We start from the raw sequence: 20,837 nt of genomic DNA on the forward strand, positions 1-20,837 counted from the left end.
TTCCCCCGGCTCATGGGTGGAAGATCTGCTGGACGAGCACGATCAGGGCCACCACGAGCGCCAGGAAGGCGGCCAGGGCGAGCCCGATGGTCGCGTTGCGCCGCCGCAGGATCCGGCGTCCGTAGTCCGCGGCGTGCTTGGCCCTCCGGTCGCGCGACGGGCGTTCCCCGGGCTCCGCGCGCCGCTTGGCCCGTTTGACGACCGCCCGGTGTTCCTCGATCAACGCCCGGTGGTCCCGTTCCAGCGCCTCGTGCTCCTCCGCCAGCCCGGCCAGGGCCTCCTGCAACTCGGCCTCCCGCGCCGGCCACCGGTCCCGCTCGGCCACCTGCCGCCGCAACTCGCCGATCGACGCCCGCACCACGTCCCAGAACACCGCGAAACAACTCGCGGGCTCCACCGACCGCGCCCCGATCTCCAAGCACACCAACGACAACTCCAGCGACGGCCGCTCCTCGCGCCCGAACGCGCTCGCTCCCAGCGAGGCGACGACGTCCCGGATCTCACCGTCCTCTGTGGACTCGACAGCCGCGAGCAGCCACTCCGAAGCCTGCCCGGCGAACCGGTGCCGCCCCAGCACCGCCCGGAACAGCTGCCGCCGCTCGGACTCCGCCCCCACCCGACCCAACCACGACACCGCCACCGCCGGCGCCAACGGCGGAACAGCCGCCACCAGGCGCGCCAACACCTCGGCGGGCGAAGCGGACCCGGCCAGCAGCCGCTCACCCAACGGCCCCAGGTCACCGACGGCCGTGACCTCCTCGACCACGGCCTCCTCGGTGACCGGGAACAGGTCCGCCAGGTCGGGATCACGCCGGTCCAGGCCCAGCGCCTCGAACCACGGCCCCGTCGCGCGCACGTCGCCCACCGCGAGCGCCCGCGCCAGCTTCACCAGGTCGGCGCGGGTCGGGCAGCGCCGGCGCGCCAGCTCCGCCGACCGGTCGAACCACACCGGGTCCGAGGTCGGCAGCCCGAGGCCGTTCTCCCGCACCAGCAACCCGAACACGGTGTCGGCGAACTCCGCCGGCAACCCCACCGACGTCCCGCACAACCACTCCACGGCCGGCGCCGCGTTCCCGACCAGCCACGACACCAGCAGCGGCTCGTTCTCCGCACGCAGGACCCGCTCGTCACCCCGTTGCAGCGCCGGCCACACCTGGTCGGCCGCCAGCCGCCACAACTCGTGCTCCACCACCGACGACACCAACGCCCTGATCGTCGGCAGCGAGCGGTAGCGGTCCACCGAAGCGGGTTCGCGCACGCGTGCCGCCAGCCACCGCACGGCCGCAGCCTTGTCGCCGAGGCCATCGTCCTCGAACGACACAGCCTTCCGGTCCAGCCACCGGTCGACCCGTTCCGCCATTGGAGTCCCGCGCAGCGACTCCGGCCACGCCCCGGTGACCCGGGGCAAGCGCGGGTTCGCCGGGGTCGCCGCCAGGAACGTGGTCCACACCCGCTCCCGCGCCACCGCGTCCGGCAGCACCCGCAGCGCGCCCGCGATCGCCGCGGCCACCTCGGCCTCCGCCCCGGACACCCGGACCGCGTCATGCCCCTCGACCAGCCCGGTCAGCACCTCCGCCACGGTCGCGGTGTCCGCGTTGCCGCCGATCGGCGCGGGATCGCCGGCCAGCCCGGTGGTCGCGAGCGACCACGGCAGCAGCCCCTCACCGGACTCCACGGCGGCCACGCAGCTCTCCCACAGCCGCCACGCCTCGGTCCCGTCCACCGGGGCGAACAGGAACTGGCACACCCCGGTCCGCCCGAACCGCCCGCCGCACACCTGCACCGAGAAGCACCAGCACAGCCCCGAACCGGGCACCTGCACCACCCGCAGCCCCAGCGCCGACCGCGCCTCCAGGTCCGGCGTGGGCTGCGGAACGCCATCGGGCACGTGCACCAGTTCCTGCGCCACGGACCGGAAGTCGTTGGACGCGCGCCGCAATCCGCCGTCGTCGACCGGGCTGAACCCGCTGCCCGCCACCCCGCCCCACTGCACCAGCTCCACCGGGATCACAGCTGCACCCCCGACAGCAGACCCAGCTTGAGCTGGACGAGCGCGGCCGACGGGTCGCCGGCCGCCGGGAACTCGTGCCCGCCGTCCAGCTCGAACCGGTCCAGCGTGCCCGGCGAGAGCACCGGCACGTCCCCGAACGGCGAGCACAGGTAGAACCGGACCTCCCGCCACCGCTGCTCGAACAGCTGCCGCACGACCTGGCCCATGCCCAGCCCGTAGACCAGGCCGCACGTCAGCGCCGACATCACCAGGTCGCGTTGGCGCAGCAGACCGCCCTCGCCCGGGGTGAGCGACGCGGCCACGTGCCGGTCGATGGAGGGCACCGCGAGCCGGCGGGTCAGCTCGGTCTCCGAGCTGCCCGCGTCCACCGAGATCCGGTCCTCGCCGCCGAAGTGGATGAGGTTCCACAGCCGTTCGCCGTCGCTGTAGTGGGCGACCACCTCGCGGGCCACGTGCCGGGCGATCTCCTCGCGGATCTCGGGCACGTCGAGGTCCTGGGTCAGGTCGCGGACCAGCCCGTTCCACACCGACCGCTCCACCACCCCCTCGTGCCCGATGCGGCCGGCGCACCGGTTGGACACGTCCACCAGGTAGTCGGCCACCCCGGTCACCACCGCGTCGACCGGCCCGAGTTCGGCCAGCCGCTTGCCGCCGCGCACCGCGTGCGTGATCAGGTCGGCCTTGGTCAGGCACACCAGCAGCTTGCGCATGGCGCCGTCGTCCTTGCCGAAGTCGCCCTGCGCGGTGAGCCGGTCGGCGATGTCGCGCTGCTGCACGCGCCGCCGGGACCGGGCCCGGTTGAGGTCGGCCAGGGTGTGCTGGTCGGGGCGGACGCTGCTCATGGTGAGCCGCTCGGCGTCGGCCGGGGGCAGGAACCGGGTGAACGCGGGCTCCACGATCGGGTCGATCGTCCAGACCAGGCTGTCGTACTTGGCCAGCGCGCGCTGCCGGTACTCCTGGTCGTAGGTCTCGGCGTTGAAGAACTCGCCGGGCAGGTCGGCCACCGAGGTGATCACGACCCGGCCGCGCGCGTTGTAGCGCTGCACGATCGGCTGGCGCACCACGGTGCCCCAGCGGGCCGGGCCGGCGCCGAGCAGCTCCACGTGGATCTGCCGGATCTGGTCCACCAGGTCGCCGCCGAGCACCTCGGCGAGGAACTGCGCGGGCACCATCTCCTGGAGGCTCGTCGGGTCCAGCGGGACGTTGTCGTAGACGGTCGAGTCGTACTCGCGGCGCAGCGCCTTCATCGGCCGTTCCTCGAACGCCGTGCCGCTCATCTTCACCGGCGGCGCGCCGGTGCCGGCGTCCCGGCTCGCGGGCGGGAGGGTCAGGTCCTGGTTGAGGGTGCGCAGCAGCAGGTAGCTCTTGCCCGCGGCGACCGCGCCGACCGCCGCCGCGCTGCTGAACCGGTCGATCCGGGCGGTGGTGCGGCGCACGCCCTGGAGGTGGTGGTCGAAGAACAGGTGGCCGTCGCCGCACAGCCAGTAGACGTCCTGCGCCTGCGCGGGGTCGTAGTCCGGGGACTGCCAGTGCTTGCCGGGCGCGCCGTGGTCGTCGAACAGGCTCAGCCGCCACTGCGGCCGGCCGGCGGGGCCGGGTGCGATGGCCAGGTGCAGGCTCGGCGGCCCCTGGGTGGGCGCGACGCCGAAGTCGTGGCCGCACGCCGGGCAGGCGTCGAACGGGCCGAGGTTGCGCGGTTCGGTCATCGCGGGGTCATCCGATCTCGGGGAGCAGCAGGGCGAGGACCACGAGCCCGACGGCGACCGGGACCGACCACAGGAGGCCGGCCCGCAGGCCCTGTTCGCGGCCCACCGCGCGGGCGCGGGCCAGGTGCCGGCGCAGGTAGGGCTCGGCGACGGGTTTGGCGCGCCTGCTCTGCGGCTGGGCGTGCGAACCCCAGTCCGCCACCAGCACGGGCAGGTTCTCCTGCTCGGCGCTGTCGACGACGGTGTCGCCGTGCCACACCGGCCGCATCCGCGCCCGCAGGCTCCGGGGCAGGGACGCCGCCACCTCGGGATCGCTCACAGCACCCCTCCCAGCTTCAGGCTCACGACGACGATCAGCAGGAACACGGTCACGGCGGCCAGCACCGAGCGGGACGCGCCGCGGTAGGCGGCGAGCGCCAGCGCGGCCTGCTGCGCGCGCAGCTCGCGGATGACCGCTTCCCGCGTGCCGCCGGCGATGTGGTGCGAACTGCGGACCTCGTCGCGGATGCGCCGCAACTGCTCCGCGTACGGCGGGTCGTAGTGGTCGTCCCGCGGCCGGCCCGCCACGCACTCGGCGGGCGGGCACCCCGGGTGCCCGCACTGCGGGCCCGGCCGGTCGTGGGCGGCGATCAGCCGGTCGACCCACTCCTCCAGGCTGAAGTCCGGGTCGGCGAACACGCCCTTGGCGAACGGGGCGGCCAACTCCTCGGCGAACGGCTGCCAGCGCGGCGACCGCGACCACCAGTTGGTCAGGTACTCCACCACCCGCGGGTGCGAGTCGACGACGCGCTCCCGGCCGCCCTGCTTGTCCAGCAGGCCGCGCAACCGGTCGGGGCTGGCCACCGCGGCGATGGTGACCAGCACGAAACCGAAGCGGTCCAACGCCCTCAGGTCGACGACGTCGCCGTTCTCCCACTGGGCGCGGTAGTCGGCGGAGGTGTACTCGTCGGTGGGGCGGGCGTCGCGCGCCGGGCAGCGCACCGGGCCGATCGAGTCGGCGTCGATGAGGACGTAGCCGTCGTGCCCGTCGGCGCGGGCCAGGCGACACACGTTGGCGGGCTTGATGTCGCCGTGCGCGATGCCCAGCGGGCCGTGCATCAGGTCCAGGCCCCGGGCGAGCCTGCGCAGGTGCTCCAGCGGGCCGCGGCCGGGCACCGGGCGCATCTCCTGGCGCACCCAGCCGACCTCGCTCACCCACGGGGAGGCGACCAGGACGCACGTGTCCACGTCGGGCTGGTCGGCGACACCGAACCAGCCCGCCAGCCGCGCCGCGACGCCCTCGGGGATGCGCTCGCCCTTGTCCGCCAGTCGGGTCCGCGGGGCCGCGGGCCGCGCGAGCGACAGCAGGTGCACCGGGGCGATCACCCACGGCGGCACCCGGTTCGACCCGCCGACCGCGCCGTTGGCCCGCTCGACGTTGCCGATCTGGGCTTCCAGGAAGGCGCGCAGCATCGCCGCGTCCTCGGGGGTGTCGCAGCGGTAGACCTTGACGTGCCACACCTCCTCGCCGCCGGGTTCGAGCGCCTCGGCCCGGGTGTAGAGGACGCGCACGCGGAGCTGGTGCGGCTCGCCGCGCGCGGAGCGGCCGGTGAACTCCCGCGCGCTGGGCACCACGCCCGCCGGCGGGGCTTCGACGTGGATCCGCTTGAAGGAGCCGCCGCCGGTCACCCACGCCGCGATGCCGGTGCCGTCGCCGGTGTCGGTGGCGCCGCCGGTGCGCAGCTCGGTGAACCGGTCGTGCAGCTCGTAGTCGATGGTCGCGACCGCGTCGCCGGTCGCCTCGCGGATCACGATCCGGCCGCGCGGGGAGACCCCGATGCCGGTCGGCCGGCCGTGCTCGACGCGCTGGCCGCCCACGGCGACGATGTAGCGGCGGTCCTGGCCGGTGCGCCGGACGTGCAGGTTGCCGGCGACGTTGCGCAGCTCGACCAGTGCCGCCCTGGGCACCGCTTCCGCCTCGTCGGGGAAGACGATGCCGCCGGGGCCGCGCCGCGACACCGGCACCCAGCCCGCCGACGGGCGCAGCACGTGCGGGAACCGGAACCGGCCGAGCTTCAGGGTCAGCACGAGTTGGTCCTCGTCCTGGTCCTCGTCGGGTTCTTCATCGGTGATGGGCGCGCTGGGTTCTTCGGCGGCGGCGACCACGGGCACGATCTCCACGGTGAAGCCGGGCGCGGGCAGGTCCCGGTCCACGGTGATCGCCAGGCGCGGGATCGCGCCGGGGTACTCGCGCCGCTGGTCGTCCACGGAGGCGCGCAGCTCGTCCTCGGCCACGGCGGACAGCGACCGGGCCACCCGGACCACCACGTCCACCGCGGTCGGCGCGCCCGAGGCGTGGTGCGCCAACCACCTGCTCAACTCCCGCCGCACCTCGCGGCCCAGCGCCGCCTCCCGCCGGTCGTCCTCGCGCGCATGGTCGCTCATCCGCGTCCCTCCACGATCGCGCCGATCACCGCGTCGGCGAGCCACCGGGCCCGCGCCGCGCCCCGCACCTCGTCCGCCGTCTCCACCGCCACCGCGAAGGCCACCGGCCCGCTCGCCGTGGACACCGAACCCACCAGCCACGCGATCTGGCGGGCGAACTCGCCGGGCGGCGGGTCGTCCCCGCCGTGCATGTCGTGCGTGCCGGTCTTGACCCGCAGGTCGTGACCGGGCCGCTCGGTCAGCCGGTCGGCCGTGCCGAACTCGACCGTGCCCGCCAGTCCCACCATCAGCTCCCCCGCCTGTTCCGGTGTCAGGACCTGACGGACCTCCGGCACCACCTCGGTGCGCGGCCGGCCGAGCGGCTGGGTCGTGGCGTCCACCAGGCGCGGCTGGACGAGCCGGCCGCCGTGGGCGATGCCGCCCAGCACGGCGGCCAGGTGCAACGGGGTGCCCTCGACGGCCCCGCCGCCCAGGACGCTGTTGGCCAGCTCCGCGCCCGACGACTCGGCCGGCACCCGCGAGGCCACGCCCAACTCCGTGCCGGCCACCCACGCCGGGAGGTCGGGGTCCGGCGCGGCGGTGAAGCCGAAGTCCTCGGCGGTGTCCCGGATCAGCTCCCACGGCATGTCCATCGCCAGCCGCACGAACGCGGTGTTGCAGGACACGGCCAGCGCGTCGGCCACCGTGATCACCCCGGACTCGCCGCGCTCGCACGTGCCGCGCGGCGAGTTCTTCACCGGCTCGGCACGCCCGCGGACCGGGAGTTCGGCGGGGGCCCGGACCCGGTCGGTGATGTGCTTGCCCGGCTGGCGCAGGTAGGCCGCCGCCACGACGACCTTGAACGTCGAGCCCAGCCCGTAGTCGCGCAACACCCGGTTGTTCGTCCGGTCCGGCAGCGCCACGTCGTCACGGCCGTCGACGTAGCGCCGCCGGTCGTCCTCGGACTCCTCGGACTCCGGGTCGCGACCGGACCCGATCACCCACTGCCAGCAGGTGTTGTCGACCTCGTCGTCCGGGCGGCACTCGGCCGCGCGGCCCTCGTCGATGCGGTCCCCGTCGAGGACGCCGGGCGGGTGTCGCCGTTCGAACTCCGCGCGCTGGGCGGGGTCGGGTTTCGGGGCCTCGGTCTCGGGTTCGGCGAAGTGGCCCGGCGCGGTCGCGGCGGCGAGGACGCGCCCGGTGGCCGGGTCGAGGACCACGATCCCGCCCGCGAGCGGCCCGCTCCCGCCGCCTTCGGTGCGCAACGCGGCGGTCGCCGCGCGCTGGAGTTCCGGGTCGACGGTCAGTTCCACGACACCGGGTTCGGCCTCGCCGGCGGGCAGCAACGGGTTGCTCAGACCGCTGCCGCCCGAGACCAGTTCACCCAGCGCGCCGTCCACCGCGCCGGACCCGGCGTCGTTCTGGACCAGCCCGTGGAGGTCTTCCAGCGAGATCACCGGGTCCTCCACGATCTTGTCCCACCGGCCCTCCGCGCGGTTGCGCTTGTACTGCGGAACGCCACCGACGCTCAGGACGACCGTGTTGCGGCGCATCGCGATCCGGTCGGTGGAGCACTCATCCGGGTTCGCGCGCGGCTGTTCGGCCCGGCAGTACGGGCGGTCGGTCGGGTAGCCGCGGTAGGGCCAGGCGGTGATCACCGTGCCGCCCGCCAGGCACAGCACCACCACCAGCACGACCGGCGCGGACAGCACGCGTGCCTTGGGAGCCGGCGGGGCCGGTCGGGTCCGGCGCGAGGTGTGGGTGTCCGCAGGGCGGTAGCTCCACCACAGCGCCAGCACCACGGCCGCGCCCAACGCCACCGTCGACTGCCCGCCGCGCGACAGGAACGGCACGGTGAAACCGGAGTGCGGCACCCACCCGATCGTGGCCAGGAAGACGTACCCGAACTGCGCCACCAGCAGCGTGGCCACCCCGATCGCGAACAGCCGCGCCGCGGTCGGCCCGCGCGCCCCGGACCGCCGTTCGGCGTCGCGCGCCACCAGGGTCAGCGCGGTCGCCAGCAGCGCCAGCAGCACGCCCAGCAGCAGCACCACGACCCCGCCGAGCTTGGCCCAGATCACCGCGATCACCAGGTCGCTCTCCCCCAGCGGCACCTGACCGGACGCCGTGTCGGCCAGACCCCGGCCCCACAGCCCGCCGTCGGCGATCGCGGCCATGCCCTGCGCGATCTGCGAACGCCGGTTGGCCGCGCCGCCGTCCACCGCGAGCCGACACACCGCCGCACCTTCGGGCGCGTCCTCCAGGACCGTGCCCACGGGCGGCTCGACGCACGTGGGCGTCCACCCGTACTCCCACGGCCGCACCATGCCCTCGACCCGGTCGGTGGCCTTGTCCACGACGGTCAGCGCGAAGACCCCGACCAGCACCGTGCCCGCGAGGGCGACCAGGTACCAGCGGGTGTGCACGGCCAGTTCCGCCCACCGCCGCCACCGGCTGCCGCTGTGCCGCAACGAGGAGCGACGGACGCCGTCGGCGACCAGGAACAGCATGAGGACCAAGGTCACCGCGAACAGGCCGATCAACGGTCCGAGGTCACTGCGGAACACGCTGCCCGCGCACACCGCCGCGAACAGGGCGATCGGGAACAGCAGGTGCTCTTGGCTGCGCAAATGCTGCTCGGGCCGCCCGAACCGGTGCGCGAACCCGGCCAGCACGACCGCGAGCAGCCCGAGGTAGACGACCTTGCCGTACTCCGAGGCGGCGATCCCCGCGAACACCAGGCGGTCCGGCCGGTCGAACCAGGCCACGAAGAACACCCCGAACACCAGCACGACCGAGCCCCACCACCGCAGCCGCGAGGGCATGGCCGAGATCCACCCGGTCGTGGTCTTGAGAGCATTGGTGGTCGCGCGCCGCGCACCAGACAGCCTTGTGACACCGACCGCCAGAGGCACGGCCAGCAGCACGAGCAGCAGCACCAGGGGTAACAGCACCGCGCTGCGCGCTGCGGTGAAGGCGTCGCCCCCGAGTGCCGTGCCGAACTCCGCGTCCGGGTCGCGCAGGACGACCAGCCGGACCGCCAGCAGCAGCCCGAACTCCAACAGCAGCCCGCCGGTCAGCACCGCGGCCAACGCGGCCGGCGCCACGTGGTGATCCCCTCGACGGGCGTGCGCCCGCCGCAGCAACTGCACCGCGCACACCACCAGCAGTGCGAGCGGGAGGCCCACGGCCGTGCTGTAGGGGAGGTTCTTGGTGTCCGAGCCGACCCAGAAACCCGCCCACACCAGGAACAACGGCCACACCAGGACCAGCCCCGGCCCGGTCGCCCACCGCCGCCACCACACCGCGGTCGGGTCCATCGATCCCACCGCCGAGACCCGCAGCCGTGCCGACCCGCGCAGGAACCCGATCGCGCCCACCACGCCGAGCACGAGCCCGGTCAGCACGAGCAGCCGGCTGATCCCGCCCGTGCCGAACACAGCGGACAAGGCACCACCCATGAAAAGGATTCCTCCGCGGCGGTCGTGCGAACGCTGGAAAACCCCCGCGCCGTCGAATTCGGCGGCCGGTGATCACCCACCCTGTCGTTCGCGCGCGGCCCCACGTTACCGGACCCGCCGACCCATTCTCGACGGCCCGCGGCCAGCGAAAACCGTTGGGGCAACGGCAATCCACATTAATGCGGACAGGGTTGCTCGCATACCTGGTACCGCGCGCGGAGGAATATCGCCGACCAATCCTTTTCGAAAGGGGGTTGGCAAGCGGCCACCGAGACCGGATCATTCGTGTGTCCGGGGGAGGACGCATGGTCGTCTTCGCGTGCGCACGCTGCGATGCGGTGCTCACCGTTCCGGTGTCGCGGGTCGCGCTGCCCGCGCACACCCACCAGCACTACGGGCACGAGCTGATGCCCTTGCTCGTCGAGCCGGGGACCTATGCGGTGAACCCGGAGCACTTCGGTGCGCCGTGGCGGCGGTGGGCGGAGTTCAGCGAAGAGGAGACAGGGGCGCGCGGAGTGTTCGCGCCGGAGTTCTCCTTGCCCTGCGGTACACCCGGGGCCGTCGCCGTCGCGCCGGGCGACACCCGTGGGACCGTGCTGATCCCCGAGCGGTCCGAGGGATATTGCCTGGGGTTGAGCGGAGGTGACGGTCCGAACGTGGCATGCGCGCGCTGCGGGCAGGAGGTGGCCACGCGCATCGACGACTGCGGGTACTGGCAGGCCGTGTGGCTGGTCCCGGACGCGGTGCGCCGGCTCGACGTCGACGTGCCCGAGCCGCCGGTGGCGAGCTGGGAGGAGTTGGCGCGGGAACGGCGGAGCACCCCGCCGGTCGACCCGGCCGGGCACTGGGACGCGCGGTGGCAGGCGGCGGTCGGGATGGCCCTGGCCCACCTGGTGGTGGCCGCGGACGGGCGGCCGGTGGCCCTTCCCGGCGGCCTGGTCACGGCCGTCTTCCGCCCCGCGCTCGACGTGTTGCTCCCGCAAGGACCACCGGAGCGGGAGGTGGCCCTGGTCGGGCCGGGTCTGTCCGGGGTCGGCAGGTCCGGGGCCGGCCTGTCCGGGGTGGGCGAGCCCGACATCGCCCTGGTCCCGCGGCACCCGCAGACGGGCGAGCCGTGGCAGCCCGCCGGCGGGTCGGCCGTCGTGCCGCTGGAGGCGGACGTGTGGATGCACCTGGCGTTCCACCAGACGCACCCGCTGCCGCCCGCGACCGGCGGGGTGCCCCTCGACGTCCTGCGCGACGACCCGCTACCGCCGCACACCAACCACCTGTTCTGGGCCGACGCGCGCGTCTTCCGGCACACCCTGGCGAGACTCCCCGCCGTCCGCCGGCCTTGGCTGCGGAAGATCTACGACTCCGCGCCCAGGGGCGGGTGGCTGCGGTAGTTCCCGCGCGCCCGGCCGCTACCCGAGGCCGGCCCGCTACACGATGCCGGCGGCGATCAGCTGCTGCCAGATCTCGCCCTGGTCGACCACCGCCACCCCCAGCTTCTCCGCCTTGGTCAGCTTGCTCGCGCCCACGTCCGCCCCCGTGATCAGCAGGTCCGTGTTCGCCGACACCGAGGACGCGGCAGTCGCCCCCGCCTTCTCGCACAGCCGTTGGAACGTCGGCCGCGGCACCTTCTCGCCCGAGCGCGGGTCGTTGATCGCGCCCGTGATCACCACCGTCTTGCCCGCCAGCGGCGCGTCGGAGGCGACCACCGGCGGGAGGTCCTCGTCGCGCACGTCGAGCGAAACCCCGTACTGCCGCAGGCGCTCCAGCTCCGGACGCAAGCGGGTCAGGTGCTCGTGCAGGGATGCGGCGACCTTCGGGCCGATGTCCTCCACGGCCACCAGCCGCTCCTCGGGCGCGTCCGCCACCTCCTCCAGCGACCCGAATCCCGCCCGGCACAGGCGGGTGGCCGTACCTTCGGACGCCATCGGGATGGCCAGGCCGATCAGCGCCCGCCGCAGCCCCACTCCCCGGCTGGCGTCGATCGACTCGATCATGCGCGCCGCCGACACCTCGCCGATGCGGTCGAACTCCAGCAACTGCTCCTGGGTCAGGCGGTAGAAGTCCGACGGGTGCTCCAGCAGGCCGGCCTCGGCCAGCCGTTCGATCCACTTCGGACCGACGGCCTCGATGTCCGCCGCCGCCCGCGACGCCCAGTGCACCAGCCGCCGCACGGTCTGCGCCGGACAGGCCACGTTGGTGCAGAACAACTCCCGGCTGTTGCCCTGCTCGACGACGGCCTGACCGCAGGACGGGCACGCGACCGGCGGCACGATCTCCCGCTCCGCCCCCGTGCGCGCCGACTCGTCCAAGACACCCGCGACGAACGGGATCACGTCACCGGCGCGGCGCACCAGCACCGTGTCCCCGATCCGGATGCCCCGCGCCCGGATCACCTCCTGGTTGGCCAGCGTGGCGCGGGTGACCGTGGTGCCGCCGACGAACACCGGCTCCAGCACCGCGACCGGCGCGATCTTGCCGGTCTTGCCGACGTCCCACACCACGTCGGCCAGCACCGTGGTCTTCTCCTCGGCGGCGAACTTGTAGGCCAGCGCGCCGCGCGGTGAACTCGACCGGGTCCCGGCGGCGGCGTAGGCGTCCCGGTCGGCCAGCCGCAGCACGGCACCGTCGAGGTCGTAGTCCAGGTCGTTGCGCTGCGCCTCGATCTCCGCGATGACCGCCTGCGCGGCCTCGGCGTCTGTGCAGTGCCGCATGTCGGCGACCGCGAACCCGAGTGTCCGCAGACCCTGTTCGAGGTCGGCGGCGGCGGTGCCCGCGTCCAGGTCGAAGGAGAAGAACTGGAGGCGGCGCTCGGCGACCGTGGCCGGGTCCTTGGCGCGCAGCGTGCCGGCGGCGGCGTTGCGCGGGTTGATCAGCGGTTTGTCCGGGTGGGCGGTGTTGTAGGCGGCGAAGGTGGAGCGCAGCATGACCGCCTCGCCGCGCACCTCGACCCGGCCAGGCGCGTCGACCCGGTCGGGGACGCCGTCGACCAGCGCCTTGACCAGCACCGTCACGTCGTCACCGGTCGTGCCGTCACCCCGGGTGACCGCGCGCGCGAGCCGCCCGTCCTCGTAGACCACGGCCAGCGACAGCCCGTCCAGCTTGGGCATCACCACGACCGGCTGGCCCGGGAACCGGTCGAAGAAGGCGGCGACCTGCTCGGGCCTGGTCGCCTTCTCCAACGACAGCATGGGCCGCGAGTGCCGGACCGGGGCGTGCAGCACCGCCGGCGCGCCGACCTGGTCCAACGGGTTGGGGTCGGGGGCGAGGTCGGGGTGCGCCTCGATCAGCCCCCGCAACTCGTCCTCGATCGCGTCGTACTCGGCGTCCGCCACCTTGGGCGAACCCCGGTAGTACGCGTCCCGCAGCACCACGACCTGGTCAGCGAGTTCCTGAATGCGCTCCCGAACGTCCACGTGGAAGACGCTACCGGTGACCACCGACAAAAACCGGCCGCACCGCGCCGACGGCGTCGCGTGTGGACAGCGGGCTCACGCCCGGACGCGCTCGGACTCCCGGACCGGCCCCGGCGGGGTGCCGTCGCCGAACGGCCGGCCGCCGAGCGCCTCGCGGCCGTGCGGGGTCGTCCAGCCGGACAGGTCGGGGCCCTTGGGGACGACCTGGTTCGGGTTGATGTCCTTGTGCACCACGTAGTAGTGCTGCTTGATCTGCGCGAAGTCGATCGTGTCGCCGAAGCCCGGCGTCTGGAACAGGTCGCGCGCGTACCCCCACAGGTTCGGCATCTCGACCAGCTTGTTCCGGTTGCACTTGAAGTGCCCGTGGTAGACCGGGTCGAAGCGCACGAGCGTGGTGAACAGCCGCACGTCGGCTTCGGTGATCGTGTCGCCGACCAGGTAGCGCCGGGTCGACAGGCGCTCCTCCAGCCAGTCCAGCGCGGTCCACAGGCGGTCGTAGGCCTCGTCGTAGGCCTCCTGGCTGCCCGCGAAGCCGCACCGGTAGACACCGTTGTTGACCTCGGTGAACACCCGCCGGTTGACCTCGTCGATCTCCTCGCGGTGGGCCTCCGGAAGCAGGTCCGGCGCGCCTTCGCGGTGGAACTCGCGCCACTCGGTGGACAGGTCCAGGGTGATCTGGGCGAAGTCGTTGGTCACCACCGCGCCGGTCGTGGTGTCCACGATCGCGGGCACGGTGATGCCGCGCGGGTACTCCGGGTCGCGCTTGAAGTAGGCCTCCTGGAGGCGTTCGATGCCCAGCACCGGGTCCCGGCCGCCGGGGTCGAGGTCGAAGGTCCACGAGCGCGCGTCGTGCGTCGGGCCGGGCAGGCCGAGCGAGATCGCGTCCTCCAGCCCGAGCAGCCGGCGCACGATGATCGACCGGTTGGCCCACGGGCACGCCCGTGCCGCGATCAGCCGGTACCGCCCGGGGGTCACCGGGAACCCGTCACGGCCGTCGGCGGTGATCCGGGTGGTGATGTAGTTGGTGTCCCGGGTGAAGGCCTTGCCCTTGACCGAGTAGGTGCCGCCGGTGGCGTGCTCCGGGTGGTCGTTCGTCGCGCTCACGAAACCGAGCCTACGCGGTTCCGCTCGGCTCGACCCAGCGGCGCAGGGCGTCGACCGTGGTCTCCGGCGAGGTGTTGAAGCAGAACCGGATGCCGGGCGAGACCTCGGTCAGCACGTTCACCAGCCGTTCGAACAGCAGCGTGTGCTCGGCCGCCATCCGCACACCCGCACCGATCATCGCCACCCGGAACAACCGACCCGCAACCCGCTCGCGCACCACCACATCAGCCTCGTCCGGCACCGCCGGCACCTGACACGACACGAAGTCGAACCCGGCCGCCCGCAAGACCGCCTCCCCCGCCTCGATCCGCGCCGTCAGCGTCGCCTCGTCCAATCCGGGGTAGCGGCTGTAGTCAACGGCGCTCGGGTGCAGCCCGACCGACAGGACCGTGTTCTCGTTGATCACCACACCTCCATTGAACACCGCAATTCCGTTTGCCGTGGCCCGCGGGCTTCACCGACGATCACCGCCATGCCCGAACACACCTACCGAGTGCTCACCCCCGACCGCCCCATACTCCCGCCGTCACCGAAATTGTCGGTACCCCATGGGACAATGGAACCGGGGCCGGAGGCCACAGCCTCACCGCGCCGCCCGCACACCCCACCGCACCGCTCGCCCACTCCACCGCGCCGTTCGCCCACTCCACCGCACGGCTCGCACCCACTCCATCGCGCCGCTAGCGCGATCGGCCCTGCCGAGCGGGCAGTCCGCCCGAGCGGACACAACCTCAACCTGGGCTTCTTGCTCGTGTCATCCCCGTATGGCCCGCCCGAAGGGCTAGCACAGATTTCCCGGGTGCAGCCAAAAAGTTTTGCGAGGAACGAGTAAAAGCTTTTAGCCGCACCCGGGAAATCTGTGGTCGGCTTTGCCGGGTCATGCGGTGGTCATGCGGAGGTCATGCGGTGGTCATGCGGGGATGACACAAGCAAGAAGCCCCCGCAGTTGCGGTTGTGTCATCCTTGGCGGCTCGCCCGCCGGCGAGGCGCTTTTGATCTTTGAACGAGACGCTCCCCGCTCAAATCCACGCTTCGCGGGTCTAAACAGGACGCGCTCACCACCACTCGAGGATGAACGCACTTCGCGCTCTAAAAACGCGCTACGCGCTCAAGATCAAAAGCCGCCGGAAGAACCCCCAACCGAGGGAGGGCAAGGGCGTCGATTCCCCCACCGTGGCTGGGAGCAGCCCGCCACGCGGAGCGCGTCCATCAGCCGTCAGCCGACTCGTGCCACCGACCCACCACCCACCGGGCCAACGCACCAAAAACCAGGAACACCGCAATCCCCAACCCACTAGCCAACACCACCGCCGCGAACATCTGCGCCGAAGCGAGCTGCGACCGGTAGTTGTCGATCAACACCCCCAGCCCCGGCTCGCCCTGCCGGAAGAAGAAGTCCCCCACCACCGCCCCGATCACGCTCCCACCCGCCGCGATCCGCAACCCGGTGAACAACGCCGGCAGCGCCGCCGGCAGTTGCAGCTTCCACAACCGCGCCCACCGCCCAGCCCCGTGCAGGTCGAACAACTGGTGCTGCGCCCTGGGCACCGACCGGATCCCGAAAAGCGTGTTCGCCACCAACGGGAACAACGACAACAACACGCACACCAGCACCCGGCTCGGAAACCCGAACCCGAACCAGAACCCGAACAACGGCACCAGCGCCAGCACCGGGATCGTCTGCAGCACGACCACGTACGGGTACACCGCCCGCTCCAACCACCGCGACTGAGCCATCACCACGGCCAGCCCCACCCCGAGCACCACCGAGATCAGCAGCCCCATCCCGGCCACCCGGCTGGTCAGCCCCAACCCCGCGAGCAGCTCCGCCCGGTTGTCCGGATCCAGGAACCCGACCCGAACCACCTCGTCCACCGGCGGCAACAAGAACCGCCGGCGCGGCGGAAGCACCACATAACTGAAGAAGGTCCACGCACCGAACACCAACACCAGCACCACCAGCGGTGGCACCACCCGCCTCACGACGCCCCCACCATCGCCCGCGACACCGCCCCCACCAACGCCGCGAACTCCGGCGACGACCGCACGTCCGGCGGCCGGGGCCGGGCGAACGGCACCGAAACCTCAGCCACCACCCGACCCGGCCGCGCGGACATCACCAGGACCCGGTCCGCCAAATGCACAGCCTCCCCCGCCGAGTGCGTGACGAACAGCGCCCCGAACCCGTGCAGCGCGAACAGCCGCAGCAACTCGTCCCCCAACTCGTGCCTGGTCAACTCGTCCAACGCGGCGAACGGCTCGTCGAACAGGAACAGCTCCGGCTCCACCACCAGCGCCCGGGCCAGCGCCACCCGCATCCGCATCCCACCGGACAGCTGCGCGGGCCGATGATCAAGAAACTCGCCCAGCCCAACCCCGGCCAACGCCAGCTCCGCCCGCTGCCGCCGCTCGACCTTCGGAACCCCGTCCAACTCCTCGAACAGCTCCACGTTGCGCCGCGCGGTCCGCCACGGCAGCAGCGTCGGGTCCTGCCAGACGTAGCCGACCCGGTCGGTGTGCCGGGCGACCGCACCCGCGGTGGGCGTGTCCAGCCCCGCCGCCAGTTGCAGCACAGTGCTCTTCCCGCACCCCGACGGCCCCATCAACGCCACGATCTCCCCGCGCCGGACCGTGAGATCCACTTCGGTGACGGCTGTCACACCGTCGGGGAACGACCGCGCGATGCCGGTGAGTTCCAGCAACGGTTCGGGTCGTGCGGTCATCGAGCCTCCGTCGGAACTGCCGGCGACCGTGACCGCCGATGTGACAGCCTGGGCAGGGAACACCGCCACCGCAGCGAGATCGTCGTGGTTCTGAGGGGGACCTAGCGCAATGTTAGCCGGCCGTCGTCTGCTGTCGATCATCGTCTTCGCCTCGGCCGTCGCCGGTTGCGCGACCGCGGAAGGCCCCGGCGGTGAAGCGCCGCCGCCGGCCGCCGAGTCGCTGCGCGGTTCCTGCCCGGACACGGTAGTGGTGCAGATGAACTGGTTCCCGCAGGCCGAGCACGGCGGCCTGTACCGGATGCTGGGCAGCGGGTTCACCGTGGACAGCCAGCGCAAGGCGGTGGAAGGGCCGCTGCTCGACGACGGGCGCGACACCGGGGTCCGGTTGCAGGTGCGCGCCGGCGGCCCGGTGACCGGGTTCCAGCGGGTGTCCGCGCTGATGGCGGCCGACTCGTCGATCACGCTGGGCAGCATCGCCACCGACGAGGCGGTGCAGGAAGCGGGTTCCTTCCCGACCCGCGCGGTGTTCGCGCCGCTCGACAAGTCCCCGCAGATGATCATGTGGTCACCCGAGCGGCACCCGGACTGGCGCACCATCGAGGACATCGGCCGCACCGACACCACGGTCGTCCACGCCAACGGCGCCTCCTACATCGACTACCTGGTGCACAGCGGGAAGTTGAAGCAGTCTCAGGTGGACGGTTCGTACGACGGCTCGCCGGCCCGGTTCGTGTCCGCCGACGGCGCGATCGCCCAGCAGGGCTACGCCACCAACGAGCCGTACCGGTACGAGCACGAGGTGGAGCCGTGGAAGCGGCCGGTGACCTTCGCCCTGGTGCACGACAGCGGTTACCCGATCTACCCGGAGGCGCTGGCGGTCTCGGCGGCCGAACAGGAGCGGCTGGCGCCCTGCCTGCGGAGGCTGGTGCCGATGCTCCAGCGCAGCACCGTCGCCTACATCAAGGACCCCGGCCCCACCAACGACGCGCTGGTGCGCATGGTGCGGGAGCTGAACGCGGGCACCCAGTACAGCGTCGAACGCGCGCGGTACGCCCAGGAGCAGATGCGGTCGCTGGGGTTGAGCCACGACGGCGTCACCCCGGTCGTCGGCGACTTCGACCTGACCCGCGTGGGGAAGCTCGTAGCCGATCTGAAGCCGTTGCTGGAAGCCAAGCGCCGGGCCGTCAAGGCCGACCTGAAGCCCGAGGACGTGGTGAGCAACGAGTTCATCTCGTCCGAGGTCAAGTGGTGACCTCGCACTTCGACGTGTTGGCGCGCCACTACCAGCGCTACGCCGAGATCACCGACGTGCTGTACCGGCCGTGGCTGCGGGCGGCGGTGCCGGCGCGCGGCGGTCGTGCGCTCGACCTGGGGTGCGGCTCCGGCCGGTACAGCGGTCTGCTCGCCGACCGGTACGAGTCGGTGCTCGCGGTGGACGCCGCCGAACGCGAGATCACCATCGCGCGGGCGGAACGCGGCCGGCCGAACATCGACTACCAGGCGCGCGACCTGTTCGAGGTGACGGCGGAGCGGGACGGCCGCTTCGACCTGGTGTTCGCGGTCAACACCCTGTTCGCCGTGGGCGACTACCCCCGCGTGCTCCCCCACGTCCGCGACCTGGTCGCCCCCGGCGGTCGGCTGGTGGCGGTCGAGGTGGTGAACCCGCCCGGCCGCAACCGCTGGTGGCACCGGGGGCAGGCGTTCCGGGTGGCCGCGATGATGGCCACCCGGCACCGCTCCCCGTCCGTCGCCGCCGACGTGCTGCGGCTGCGCCTGCACCCGGTGTGGCTCGACCACGTCACCCGCAACCGGCCGCCGTCCCGGAGCGAGTGCCACGCGCACTACCGCGCCGCGTTCCCCGGCGTCCGCTTCGACGACACCGTGGACCGCTACCTCTGCGGCATCACGTGGACCGCGTGATCATCACGTGGACCGCATGATCCAGGGCGTCACCCGTTCGCCGGAGCCCCACCCGAGCGGTGTTGAGTAATTTTCACGTCACGGTCCCCTGCCGTTGATCGACCCACGAGAGGTGGAAGATCATGAACCGTGCCGTGAAACGCCTGGTCACCCTGGCCGGCGCGTTAGCGCTCTCCCTGGTCGCCGTCCCCGCCGCGCAGTCCGCGCCCGGGACCTACTGGACGCCGGAGCGGATGCGCTCCGCCGTCCCGCTCGACACCCTCACCGTCAGCCCGACCAAGCTGCGCCACACCGTCCCGACCGGCGAACCCACCACCGTCGAACCCCTCGCCTTCCCGCACGGCGGCGGCGCGTGGAGCGGCGGCGGAGCCGTGGTCAAGACCGCGGGCCGCGTGTTCTTCACCTACCAGGGCCGCAACGCCTCGTGCAGCGGCAACGCCGTCACCAGCGGCAACAAGAGCACGGTGATCACCGCCGGGCACTGCGTGAAGCTCGACGGCGCGTACCACACCAACGTCGCGTTCGTGCCCGCCTACGACAGCGGCAACGCCCCCTACGGCACGTGGAACGCCCGCGCCACCTTCGCGACCCCGCAGTGGGACGCCTCCGAGGACATCAACTACGACATCGGCGCGATCGTCGTCGGCCAGGTCGGCGGGCGGTACCTGACCGACGTGGTGGGCGCGCAGGGCATCGCGTTCAACCAGGCCAAGGCGGACAACATGTACGCCTTCGGCTACCCCGCCGCCTCGCCGTACGACGGCAGCAAGCTCATCTACTGCAGCGGCCGGACGTTCAACGCGTTCCTGAGCAACGGCATCGGCATGACCTGCAACATGACCGGCGGCTCCAGCGGCGGGCCGTGGTTCAAGACGTTCTCCGAGGCGACCGGCACCGGCACGGTCAACTCGGTGAACAGCTACAAGATCAACCTCTTCCCGAACTGGATGTTCGGCCCGTACTTCGGCACCGACGCCCAGAACCTGTACAACCGCGCGCAGGCCGCCTGACGCCTGCGTAAACGGTTCGCGCTCCCTCCACGCGGCGCGCATGATCGCCGCGTGGAGGGAACCGCGATGCCCGAGGTCCGCACGACGACAGGCGCGGTCCGAGGCACCACCGACGCGGACATCGCTGTCTTCAAAGACATCCCCTTCGCCCAACCCCCTGTAGGCGCACTCCGCTTCACCACCCCGCAGCCGGCACACCGTTGGGACGGCGTCCGCGAAGCCCTTTCCTACGGACCACCGCCTCCGCAGCGTGGCCGTCTACCCGGAAGCCCGGTCCCACAAGATCTGGCAGGACCACACATTCCCCGCCCTGCCCCTGCACGGTGAACACCCGTCGTCCGACCGCTGACAGGACCCCCGCAGAGCTTGTGCGCCTGATGAGCGCAGTGCACCATCTGCGCCCATGAAGACGCGAATCCTGCTCACGTCTTGCCTGATCGCCACCCTCGACCTGGCCGGGACGCCCGCCACCGCCACCCCGGCGACCCCCTCGACTCGGCCGCCGAGGACGGCGGGGTGGCGGTGCTGAGGCGGTGGCCCATCACCCGGCGCGTGCAGACGTGTACCGGGACGGCTGCGGCGCGGACTGGATGGCCAACAAGGGCTTCGCCTACGTCCGACTGGCATCCCCCGCCGGTCCGGTGCACGTCATCGGCACCCACATGCAGGCCGAGGACTCGTCCTGCTCGGTGACCCCGGCCTCGGTCCGGGCGAAGCAACGCGCCGAGATCGCCGCCTTCGTCGCCGCCGAACGCATCCCGACCACCGAACCGCTGTACGTGGCCGGGGACTTGAACGTGATCAAGGGCAGCGCGGAGTACCCGGCGATGCTGAGCGACCTGAAGGCTCCCGCACCTACCTACACGGGTCACCCGTACTCGTGGGATTGCGCGGACAACAGCGTCTGCCGCGACCAGTACGGGCCGGAATACGCGTCGGAGACTTGGACTACGTGCTGACCGTGCAGGGTCCCCGGCTGGTGAACGAGACCAGGCGGGTGAAGAGTCCGGTGTGGACGGTCACGTCGTGGTTCAAGACCTACTCGTACAACGACTACTCGGACCACTACCCCGTCTTCGCCTCTTAAACGAG

At 72.3% G+C, this 20,837-nt stretch carries 17 protein-coding genes and 1 pseudogene; 8 read left to right on the forward strand and 10 right to left on the reverse strand.

What is annotated here, in order from left to right:
- Positions 1-10 precede the first annotated feature (10 nt).
- The 5 genes from RIN75_RS30295 to RIN75_RS30315 are packed head-to-tail and all read right to left on the reverse strand — an operon-like array spanning position 11 to position 9,581.
- Positions 11-2,011 (reverse strand): hypothetical protein, encoded by a 2,001-nt coding sequence (locus RIN75_RS30295; protein ID WP_309115462.1) that lies wholly within the window; start codon positions 2,009-2,011, stop codon positions 11-13.
- On the reverse strand, positions 2,008-3,717 hold the full coding sequence (locus tag RIN75_RS30300; protein WP_309115463.1) for a hypothetical protein: 1,710 nt from the start codon (positions 3,715-3,717) through the stop codon (positions 2,008-2,010). Before RIN75_RS30300 ends, RIN75_RS30295 begins: the two co-directional genes overlap by 4 nt.
- A 7-nt stretch (positions 3,718-3,724) precedes the next feature.
- Positions 3,725-4,036 carry a hypothetical protein gene (locus tag RIN75_RS30305; protein WP_309115464.1) on the reverse strand — a complete coding sequence of 104 codons (312 nt, stop codon included), beginning with the start codon at positions 4,034-4,036 and terminating at the stop codon, positions 3,725-3,727.
- Positions 4,033-6,141, reverse strand: coding sequence for a hypothetical protein (locus RIN75_RS30310; protein WP_309115465.1), 2,109 nt, complete (start codon positions 6,139-6,141; stop codon positions 4,033-4,035). The genes RIN75_RS30305 and RIN75_RS30310 overlap by 4 nt, the downstream gene beginning before the upstream one ends.
- Complete coding sequence (locus RIN75_RS30315; protein ID WP_309115466.1) at positions 6,138-9,581, reverse strand: penicillin-binding transpeptidase domain-containing protein; 3,444 nt, start codon at positions 9,579-9,581, stop codon at positions 6,138-6,140. The genes RIN75_RS30310 and RIN75_RS30315 overlap by 4 nt, the downstream gene beginning before the upstream one ends.
- A gap of 305 nt (positions 9,582-9,886) precedes the next feature.
- Here RIN75_RS30315 and RIN75_RS30320 point away from each other — a divergent pair, with 305 nt between their 5' ends.
- A complete protein-coding gene (locus tag RIN75_RS30320; protein ID WP_309115467.1) occupies positions 9,887-10,966 on the forward strand; it encodes a hypothetical protein in 1,080 nt (359 codons plus the stop codon).
- Between the two features lie 36 nt (positions 10,967-11,002).
- Here RIN75_RS30320 and ligA read toward each other — a convergent pair whose 3' ends face one another.
- From ligA to RIN75_RS30345, 5 genes are all read right to left on the reverse strand, one after another.
- On the reverse strand, positions 11,003-12,988 hold the full coding sequence (gene ligA, locus RIN75_RS30325; RefSeq protein ID WP_309115468.1) for an NAD-dependent DNA ligase LigA: 1,986 nt from the start codon (positions 12,986-12,988) through the stop codon (positions 11,003-11,005).
- A 75-nt stretch (positions 12,989-13,063) separates the two neighbouring features.
- Complete coding sequence (locus RIN75_RS30330) at positions 13,064-14,005, reverse strand: glutathione S-transferase C-terminal domain-containing protein (RefSeq protein ID WP_309115489.1); 942 nt, start codon at positions 14,003-14,005, stop codon at positions 13,064-13,066.
- Between the two features lie 97 nt (positions 14,006-14,102).
- On the reverse strand, positions 14,103-14,498 hold the full coding sequence (locus RIN75_RS30335; RefSeq protein ID WP_309115469.1) for a hypothetical protein: 396 nt from the start codon (positions 14,496-14,498) through the stop codon (positions 14,103-14,105).
- A gap of 803 nt (positions 14,499-15,301) precedes the next feature.
- Positions 15,302-16,075 (reverse strand): ABC transporter permease subunit, encoded by a 774-nt coding sequence (locus RIN75_RS30340; protein ID WP_309115470.1) that lies wholly within the window; start codon positions 16,073-16,075, stop codon positions 15,302-15,304.
- Entirely contained in the window at positions 16,072-16,815 is a 744-nt protein-coding gene (locus tag RIN75_RS30345) for an ABC transporter ATP-binding protein (protein WP_309115471.1), read from the reverse strand. Before RIN75_RS30345 ends, RIN75_RS30340 begins: the two co-directional genes overlap by 4 nt.
- Positions 16,816-16,924: 109 nt before the next feature.
- On the opposite strand from RIN75_RS30345, the gene RIN75_RS30350 reads away from it, so the two are divergent.
- From RIN75_RS30350 to RIN75_RS30380, 7 genes and pseudogenes are all read left to right on the forward strand, one after another.
- Complete coding sequence (locus RIN75_RS30350; protein ID WP_309115472.1) at positions 16,925-18,067, forward strand: ABC transporter substrate-binding protein; 1,143 nt, start codon at positions 16,925-16,927, stop codon at positions 18,065-18,067.
- The gene (locus RIN75_RS30355) at positions 18,064-18,735 is read left to right on the forward strand and encodes a class I SAM-dependent methyltransferase (protein WP_309115473.1); all 672 of its coding nucleotides are present in this window, start codon (positions 18,064-18,066) and stop codon (positions 18,733-18,735) included. The genes RIN75_RS30350 and RIN75_RS30355 overlap by 4 nt, the downstream gene beginning before the upstream one ends.
- A gap of 122 nt (positions 18,736-18,857) precedes the next feature.
- Positions 18,858-19,745, forward strand: a complete 888-nt coding sequence (locus RIN75_RS30360) for a peptidase (protein WP_309115474.1) — start codon at positions 18,858-18,860, stop codon at positions 19,743-19,745.
- 66 nt (positions 19,746-19,811) lie between these two features.
- Positions 19,812-20,072, forward strand: coding sequence for a carboxylesterase family protein (locus RIN75_RS30365; protein WP_309115490.1), 261 nt, complete (start codon positions 19,812-19,814; stop codon positions 20,070-20,072).
- Between the two features lie 76 nt (positions 20,073-20,148).
- A complete protein-coding gene (locus RIN75_RS30370) occupies positions 20,149-20,274 on the forward strand; it encodes a hypothetical protein (RefSeq protein WP_309115475.1) in 126 nt (41 codons plus the stop codon).
- Positions 20,255-20,704, forward strand: a pseudogene (locus RIN75_RS30375) (endonuclease/exonuclease/phosphatase family protein); the annotation flags it as partial. The gene RIN75_RS30370 and the pseudogene RIN75_RS30375, both read left to right, overlap by 20 nt.
- Complete coding sequence (locus RIN75_RS30380) at positions 20,689-20,832, forward strand: hypothetical protein (RefSeq protein ID WP_309115477.1); 144 nt, start codon at positions 20,689-20,691, stop codon at positions 20,830-20,832. The pseudogene RIN75_RS30375 and the gene RIN75_RS30380, both read left to right, overlap by 16 nt.
- Positions 20,833-20,837 lie beyond the last annotated feature (5 nt).

The organism is Saccharothrix sp. (genome assembly GCF_031180885.1).
Classification (GTDB): Bacteria; Actinomycetota; Actinomycetes; order Mycobacteriales; family Pseudonocardiaceae; genus Actinosynnema.